Here is a 6,617-nt window from a genome sequence, read left to right as displayed (position 1 = left end):
CGGTGGTGGTGCTGGACAGGTTGCCCCTGTCGGTGAACGGAAAGGTGGACCGAGCCGCGCTGCCGATGCCGGAGTACGGAGTCGCCGACAGCTCGCGTGGGCCGGCGACCGTGGCCGAGGAGATGGTGTGCCAGGCCTTCGCCGAGGTCCTCGGCCTGGAGCGGGTCGGCGCCGAGGACAACTTCTTCGAACTGGGCGGGCATTCACTGCTGGCGGTGTCGCTGCTACAGCTTCTGCGCGACCGGGGGTTCGGGGTGTCGGTGCGGGCGCTGTTCGAGGCGCCGACTCCGGCTGCCCTGGCCATGGCCGGAGCCGTCGCGGACGTGGAGGTGCCACCGAACGGGATACCGCACGGTGCGGAGGTGATCACGCCGGAGATGCTGCCGCTGGTGGAACTCACGCGCTCGCAGGTCGGTTTGATCTGTGAGGCGGTGGAGGGTGGGGCCGCGAACGTGGCGGACGTGTACCCGCTGGCTCCGCTCCAGGAAGGGATCTTCTTCCACCACCTGCTGGCCAGGCCAGGTGAGGCGGACGTGTATCTGACGCCGACGGTGCTGGCTTTTGACTGCCGTGAGCGGCTGGACGTCTTCGTCGCGGCGTTGCAGCGCGTGGTGGACCGGCACGACATCCACCGCACGGCCCTGGTGTGGGAGGGACTGCCCGAGCCGGTGCAGGTGGTGTGGCGTCGGGCGGCCGTCCCCGTCACGGAGACAACGCTCCCCGAGGGGGTACGCGGGCAGGAAGCGGCTGCGCACCTGCTGAACGTGGCCGGTTCGTGGATGGACCTGCGGAGGGCGCCGTTGGTGCGGGTGCATGTGGCGGCGGAGCCTGGCAGCGACCGGTGGTTGGCGTTGGTGCAGGTGCATCACCTGCTCCAGGACCACACCGCGTTGGAAGTGGTGATGGGCGAGGTCGCCGCCTTCATGGCGGGACGTGGGGACGCGCTGCCAGCGCCGCTGCCGTTCCGCGACTTCGTGGCCCAGGCCCGGCTGGGCGTTCCCCGTCAGAAGCACGAGGAGTACTTCACCGACCTGCTCGGCGATGTCACCGAACCGACGCTGCCGTTCGGCCTGTTGGATGCGCACGGCGACGGCTCCGGTGCGCGACGGGCCCGGCTGGCCGTGGACGACGGCCTGGCACGGCGGGTGCGGGAGGCGACGCGTGCGCTCGGGGCGAGCCCTGCGACGTTGTTCCATGTGGCGTGGGCGCGGGTGCTGGCGAGCCTGTCGGGTCGTTCGGACGTGGTGTTCGGGACGGTGTTGCTGGGCCGGATGAACGCGGGGGCGGGTGCGGAGCGGGTTCCGGGGCCGTTCATGAACACCCTGCCGGTACGGATGGACGTCGCCACTCCGGACGTGCTGGGCGCGGTGAAGGCGATGCAGTCCCAGCTGGCCGGCCTGATGGTCCACGAACACGCGCCCCTCGCACTCGCGCAGAAGGCGAGCGGCGTCCCACCGCAGGCCCCCCTCTTCACCTCCCTGCTCAACTATCGCCACAGCGCCCGCCCGCGCCGGAACGGTGGGCCGACCGGTTCCGAGGGAGCGGCCGGCGACAAGAGCGGCGGGGGCGAGCAGCGCGGCATGCAGCTGCTGTTCAGTCAGGATCGGACGAACTATCCGGTGACGGTGTCTGTCGATGACGCCGGGGTGGGGTTCTGGCTGAGTGTGGATGCTGTTGCTCCGGGTGATCCGGAGTTGGTGTGTGGGTTGTTGGAGGTGGCGGTCGAGGGGTTGGTGGGTGTGTTGGAGGGGGCGCCGGAGACGCTGTTGCGTGAGGTTGGGGTGTTGCCTGGTGCGGTGCGTGAGCGGGTGGTGGAGGAGTGGAATGAGACGGGTGTGGTGGTGCCGGGGTTGACGTTGCCGGAGTTGTTCGGGGAGCGGGTGGCTGAGGATCCGGGTGCGGTGGCGGTGGTGTGTGGGGATGAACGGGTGACGTTCGGGGAGTTGGATGAGCGGGCGTCGCGGTTGGCGGGGTTGTTGGTGGGGCGTGGGGTGGGGCCTGAGTCGGTGGTGGCGGTGGTGTTGGAGCGGTCGGTTGATCTGGTGGTGGCGTTGTTGGGGGTGTTGAAGGCGGGTGCTGCGTTTTTGCCGGTGGATCCGTCGTATCCGGTGGAACGGGTGGGGTTCATGTTGGGAGATGCGGGGCCGGTGTGTGTGGTGACGGCTGCTGGTCTGGCGGGAGTGGTGCCGGGGGATCTTGGTGTGCCGGTGGTGTGTCTGGATGATCCGTCGGTGGCCGAGGGTATGGAGGGGGTGGAGGGGTGGACGGAGTCTTGTTCGGGGGGTCCGGGGAGTGCGGCGTATGTGATCTATACGTCGGGGTCGACGGGGGTGCCGAAGGGTGTGGTGGTGTCGCATGCGGGAATTGTGAACCGGTTGTTGTGGATGCAGGACCGGTTCGGGCTGGACGCTGACGACGTCGTGTTGCAGAAGACGTCGGTGAGCTTCGACGTGTCGGTGTGGGAACTGTTCTCCCCGCTGCTGTCCGGAGCGCGGCTGGTGCTGGCACGGCCGGGAGCGCACGGGGATCCGGCGTACCTGTCGGAGGTGATCCGCGCGGAGGGGGTCACGACGGCTCACTTCGTGCCCTCGATGCTGGATGCGTTTGTCGAAGGCGGTGACCCGGCCGCATGGGGATCCTTACGGCGGGTGGTGTGCTCGGGTGAGGCCTTGTCCGGGGCGTCCGCCGAGCGGTTCGCGCGAGTCTGCGATGCCGAGTTGTACAACTTCTACGGGCCGACGGAGGCGTCGGTGGAGTGTACGGCCGGGGCGTGGACGGGCGAGTCCGGTGCCGTTCCTATCGGTGCGCCGATCTGGAACATGCGGGTCTTCGTGCTGGACGGGTTGATGCAGCCGGTGCCACCGGGCGCGGTCGGGGAACTGTTCATAGCGGGTGTGGGGCTGGCCCGTGGCTACCACGGCCGTACGGCGCTGACGGCGGAGCGGTTCGTGGCGTGTCCCTTCGGGGCCCCCGGCGAGCGGATGTACCGCACGGGGGACCTGGTCCGCTGGACCGCCGACGGGCAGGTCGTCTTCGTGGGACGCGCGGACGACCAGGTGAAGGTCCGGGGCTTCCGGATCGAACCTGCCGAGATCGAGGCCGTCCTCACCGCACATCCCGATGTCGCCCAGGCCGTGGTGACCACCCGTGACGACCTGCCTGGCGGTCACCGCCTGGTCGCATACATCGTCCCCGACGACGGGAACCGTGGCGGGGACCACGACGGGGACCACGGCGGGGAGGGCCACGCTTCCCGCGAGGACCAGGAGCCGTTCGCGGACCTGCGCGCCTACACCGCCGGACGGTTGCCCGGCTACATGGTCCCCGCGGTGTTCGTGTCCCTGCCGGAGCTGCCGTTGACCGTCAACGGCAAGCTCGACCGCGCTGCCCTGCCTGAGCCGCGACGCGCGGCCGCGGGTGCCGGGCGTGAGCCTGCCACTCGCGAGGAGCGCTTGCTGTGCGAGGCGTTCGCCGAGGTGCTGGGCCTGGAGCGGGTCGGCGCGGACGACGACTTCTTCGACCTCGGCGGCCACTCCCTGCTGGCCACTCGTCTGGTGTCCCAGGTCCGGGCCGTCCTCGGAGCCGAGGTGGGGGTCCGAATGCTCTACGAGGCACCCAGCCCGGCGGCCCTGGCTGCGCGCTTGGAAAGTGAGCGGAAACCTGTCCGGCCGGCCTTGCGCCCCATGCGGAGAGAGAAGGAAGCCGAATGATTCCGCTGTCGTTCGCCCAGCGTCGGTTGTGGTTCCTGGCACAGCTGGAGGGGCCGAGTTCGACCTACAACCTGCCGGTGGCCGTGGGTCTGTCCGGGCGGGTCGACACCGAGGCGCTGGGCAGCGCGCTGACGGACGTCGTCGCTCGGCACGAGGTGCTGCGCACCGTCTTCCCCGTCCGCGACGGGGAGCCGTACCAGCGGGTGCTGCCCCTGAGCGCTGCCGGGGAGGTACTGCGGACCGCCACGGCAGCGACGGAGGACGAGGTGGCGGACCTCATGGCCGCCGAGACCGGGCACAGGTTCGACCTGGCGGTGGAGATTCCGTTGCGGGCTCTGCTGGTCGAGACGGGTCCGGATGTGTATGTGCTGGTGTTGGTGCTGCACCATGTCGCGGGGGACGGCTGGTCGATGGGGCCGTTGGCCCGTGATCTCTCGTTGGCGTATGCGGCGCGTCGTGAGGGACGTGCGCCGGGCTGGCAGCCGCTGCCCGTCCAGTACGCCGACTACGCTCTCTGGCAGCGGGAACTGCTCGGCGACGAGGACGATCCGCAGAGCCTGCTGTCCCGTCAGGTCTCGTACTGGCGGCAGATGTTGGCCGGCTCTCCCCAGGAGCTCGCGCTGCCCACGGACCACCCGCGCCCACCCGTCTCCTCCTACCGCGGCCACACGGCGACACTCGACATTCCGGCGCACGTCCACGAGCGACTGGCGGCGATCTGCCGTTCCAGCGGCGCCAGCATGTTCATGGTGGTTCAGGCGGCGTTGGCGGTGCTGTTGTCGCGGTTGGGGGCGGGGGAGGACGTTCCGATCGGTACGGCGGTGGCGGGTCGGACGGACCAGGCGCTGGACGATCTGGTCGGGTTCTTCGTGAACACCCTTGTCCTGCGTACCGACCTGACCGGTGACCCCTCCTTCGCCGACCTGCTGGGCCGGGTACGCGAGGACAGCCTGCAAGCGCTGGACCACCAGGACGTGCCCTTCGAGCGGCTGGTCGAAATCCTCGCCCCGGACCGGTCCCTGGCGCGGCACCCGTTGTTCCAGGTCATGCTCACTGTGCAGAACAACGCCGCCGCCGGTCTGAGGCTGCCCGGCCTGGCCGTCAGAGCGCTGTCCGCCCGGCAGGAGGCGGCGAAGTTCGACCTTGAGGTCACCCTGGGAGAGGTCTTCCGGGACGGCCGTCCTGTAGGGCTGCGCGGGGTCGTCACGGGTGCGGCTGATGTGTTCGAGGCGGCGACGGTGGAGGTGTTCGCCGAGCGTTTTGGCCGGGTGCTGGAGCTGGTGGCGGAGGATCCGGGGGTGCGGCTTCACGAGGTTGATGTGTTGTCGCGGGAGGAGCGCGGGCGGGTTCTGAGCTGGGGCCGGGGCGGTGAGCCGGTGGGTTCCGGGACTACGGTTCCGGAGTTGTTTGGGGTGCAGGTGGTGCGGTCTCCGGGTGCGGTGGCGGTGGTGTGTGGGGATGAGTGTGTGTCGTATGGGGAGTTGGATGAGCGGGTGTCTGGGTTGGCGGGGTTGTTGGTGTCGCGTGGGGTGGGTGTGGGGTCGGTGGTGGGGTTGTGTGTGGGGCGTGGTGTGGGGTTGGTGGTGGGGTTGTTGGCGGTGTGGCGGGTGGGGGCGGCGTGGGTGGCGTTGGATCCGGTTCTTCCGGTGGAGCGGTTGGTGTTCATGGTGGGGGACAGTGGTGCGGGTGTGGTGGTGGGTGATGGTGGTTCTTTGGGTGGGTTGGTGGGGTTGTTGCCGGTGGGGGTGGGGGTGGTGTGTCTGGATGATGTGGAGGTGGTTGCGGCTCTGGCGGGTTCGGCGGGTTCGGTGGCGTCCGAGGCTTCGGTGGTGTCTGGGGGTTCGGTGGTGTCTGGGGGTTCGGTGGGGTCGGATGGGTTGGCGTATGTGATGTATACGTCGGGTTCGTCGGGGGTGCCGAAGGGGGTTGAGGTTTCTCATGGGGGGTTGGCGGGTTATGTGGGGTGGGCGGTGGAGCGGTATGGGGTGGGTGTGGGTGGGTGTGTGCCGGTGCATTCGTCGTTTGGTTTTGATTTGACGTTGACGAGTTTGTTGTTGCCGTTGGTGTCGGGGGCGGCGGTGGTGTTCGGTGTGGGGGGTGTTGGTGGTGTGGAGGGTCTTGCGGGGTTGTTGGGTGGTGGGGGTGTTGGTGGTGTGGGTGGTGGTGGGTTTTCGTTGGTGAAGGTGGTTCCGGCGCATCTTCCGTTGTTGGTGGAGGAGGTGTCGGCTGGGGTTCTGGCGGGGTTGGGTGCTCGGGTGGTGGTGGGTGGTGAGGTGTTGGGTGGTGGGGTGGTGAGGTCGTGGTTGGAGTGTGCTCCGGGGACGGTGGTGGTGAATGAGTATGGGCCGACGGAGGCGGTGGTGGGGTGTTGTGTGTTTGAGGTGGGTGGTGGGGATGTGGTGGGGGAGGTGGTTCCGGTGGGTCGTCCGGTTCCTGGTGTGCGGGTGTTTGTGTTGGATGGTGGTTTGTTGCCTGTTCCGTCGGGTGTGGTGGGTGAGTTGTATGTGTCGGGGGTTCAGTTGGCGTGGGGGTATCGGGGTCGTTCGGGGTTGACGGGGGAGCGGTTTGTGGCGTGTCCGTTCGGGGGGGTGGGTGAGCGGATGTATCGGACGGGGGATCTGGTGCGTTGGACGGTGGAGGGACAGCTTGTTTTTGTGGGGCGTGCGGATGAGCAGGTGAAGGTGCGGGGGTTCCGGATCGAGCCGGCTGAGGTGGAGGGGGTGTTGGTCGGGTATCGGGGTGTTGTGCAGGCTGTGGTGGTCGCGCGTGAGGACACTCCCGGCGACAGGAGGCTCGTCGCCTACGTGGTGCCCGAGGGCGGAGATGCTGCTCCGGCGGAACAACTCCTGTCTGCGGACCTGCGTGCCTATGTGGGGCAGCGGTTGCCGGAGTACATGGTGCCGTCGG

At 68.7% G+C, this 6,617-nt stretch carries 2 protein-coding genes; both read left to right on the top strand.

Annotation, left to right across the window (positions count from 1 at the left end):
* Positions 1 to 110: 110 nt before the first annotated feature.
* The gene (locus IEZ11_RS49885; protein ID WP_189269767.1) at positions 111 to 3,710 is read left to right on the top strand and encodes a non-ribosomal peptide synthetase; all 3,600 of its coding nucleotides are present in this window, start codon (positions 111 to 113) and stop codon (positions 3,708 to 3,710) included.
* Positions 3,707 to 6,617: amino acid adenylation domain-containing protein (locus tag IEZ11_RS49880; RefSeq protein WP_189269766.1), on the top strand; the 2,911-nt coding region annotated here is incomplete at its 3' end. The genes IEZ11_RS49885 and IEZ11_RS49880, both read left to right, overlap by 4 nt.

Source organism: Streptomyces fuscichromogenes, from assembly GCF_014645815.1.
Lineage (GTDB): Bacteria > Actinomycetota > Actinomycetes > Streptomycetales > Streptomycetaceae > Streptomyces > Streptomyces fuscichromogenes.
Note: the sequence above shows the minus strand (reverse complement) of the source record. Positions and strands in the feature narration are given on the sequence as shown.